This is a genomic window from Microthrixaceae bacterium, assembly GCA_023957975.1.
Classification (GTDB): domain Bacteria; phylum Actinomycetota; class Acidimicrobiia; order Acidimicrobiales; family Microtrichaceae; genus JAMLGM01.
The window spans coordinates 1-1,765 of sequence record JAMLGM010000025.1; the positions used below are offsets into that span (position 1 = coordinate 1).

General features: G+C 65.4%; 2 protein-coding genes. Both read right to left on the minus strand.

All coding sequences use genetic code 11. The annotated features are described in order from the left end of the window. Window positions 1–207: hypothetical protein (locus M9952_16535; GenBank protein ID MCO5314532.1), on the minus strand; the 207-nt coding region annotated here is incomplete at its 3' end. Window positions 208–411: 204 nt separating this feature from the next. Further along, complete coding sequence (locus M9952_16540) at window positions 412–1,635, minus strand: IS256 family transposase (protein MCO5314533.1); 1,224 nt, start codon at window positions 1,633–1,635, stop codon at window positions 412–414. Window positions 1,636–1,765 lie beyond the last annotated feature (130 nt).

The following is a 1,765-nucleotide window of genomic DNA, read 5'->3' on the forward strand; positions in this document are numbered from 1 at the left end:
GTAGCAAAGCGTTGGTTCTTTCGCGACAGACGCGGGCAGCATCTTTCGCAACGCCGACGTCGTCAACCGATTGGTCGCAGCGCGGCCCTTGGTGCCGAGAGCGATGACCCGACCGTTCGGCTGGCTGGATACATGGCGCTGGAGACCCTTGAGCGGCGTTGCCATCGACAGATTGCCCGAGGCGACAGGCTGATCGAGCAGACCCAAGCCGGTCCGGTGACCCTCTCGGCCGGCTGCCGCCAACATCTAGCAGGCTGCTGAAAAAGTCGCCCTGACACACGGGTCGAAGTCAAACCGGCATCTACGGTAGCTCTCACGTTGAGCTGAAGGATGCCGCCCGTAGCGGTGGTGTCGCATATGTGGTGGAAATTGCCGGGCGGCGTCCTCCGGGCGGGGTGATAGTTGGCCGTTTCAGGCGGCGAGGTCAACGGTTTTAGCAGCGAGGGGTTGATCGAGCGTTTCCCATCCGTCGACTTTCCGCATGACGATCTGGCCGGACGCGAGTAGCGCCCAAAACAGCATGGGCGCGGTCTCGGCATTGGGAAGGACCGTCTGGGTCTTGATGCGTCGCCGGAACTCCTCGTTCAGCCGCTCGATCGCATTCGTTGTCCGGGCGGATTTCCATTGTGCGGGATCAAGCCGGGTGAACGCGAACAGCAGATCCCCGGCTTCTTCCAAGCTGTCGGCCACCGCCTTGCACTTCAGCCGCCATTTCCGGAGGAAGGCCCGGCGGTGCTTTCCGACCTCGGCCTTCGTCTCGGCGTAGATCATGTCGCGGTAATCCTCCGTCAGTTCATCGTGCAGGCTCTTGGGCGCGTGGGCGAGCAGGTTGCGGTGCTTGTGAACCGTGCAGCGTTGGACTGGCGCCGCCGGCCACAGCTCGGTCAACGCGGCCTCGAGACCGGGCGCACCGTCGACGATGACGAAATCGGGGGCCCGCAGGCCGCGGGCGTCGAGGTCGCCGAGGAACATCCGCCAGGCCGCCTTGCTCTCGCCGCCCATGTTGCGGATCGACAGCAGCACCTTCTGGCCGTCCCGCCGCACGCCGATCGCGGCGAGCACCGAGATCGCCGTGGCCTTGCGGTCGATCCGGGCCTTCACGACCGTGCCGTCCAGGATCAGGCGGACGACGTCCTCGTCGGCGAGGTCGCGGGTGCACCACGCCTCCCAATCGGTCTTCACCTTCCGCCAGGCCCGGCTGACGATGTCCTTGCTGACGGCCCCGTCGAACAGGCCGAACAGCGCCCGCTTCACCCGCCGGGTGTTCGTCCCGGCAAGATAGACCGAGGCGATCAGCGCTTCGGCCTTCTTCGTGAGCCGCTGATAGCGCCGCAGGCTCTTCGAGCGCCATTCGCTGGTTCGACCGTCATCGCCGACCAGACGCGCTCGTGGCACCTTCACCGTCTCGGGGCCGAACGTGCCGATCACCTGCCGATCGCGGTGGCCATTGCGCTGACCACGCTTGCTTTCGGCCGAACGCTGATAGCGCCCGCGACCGAGGGCGGCCTCCAGTTCCTCTTCGAGGATCGTCTCGATGAAGCCACGCACGCGCCGGCGCACCTCATCCTCGAGCGGGTCGTGCGGGCCTCCGTCGACCGGTAGCGCGAACTCGGATGTCTTGGTATGTTCGTTCATGGCATGATCTCCTCGGCGGTGCCAGCCGCCGTTGGGTGGGTTCAGTTCACCCGGAGATTACGCCGCCTCGGAATTTCCACCACAGTCGCGACACCACCGGAAGATCGGCCGCTCGGCGTAATTTCGTCCA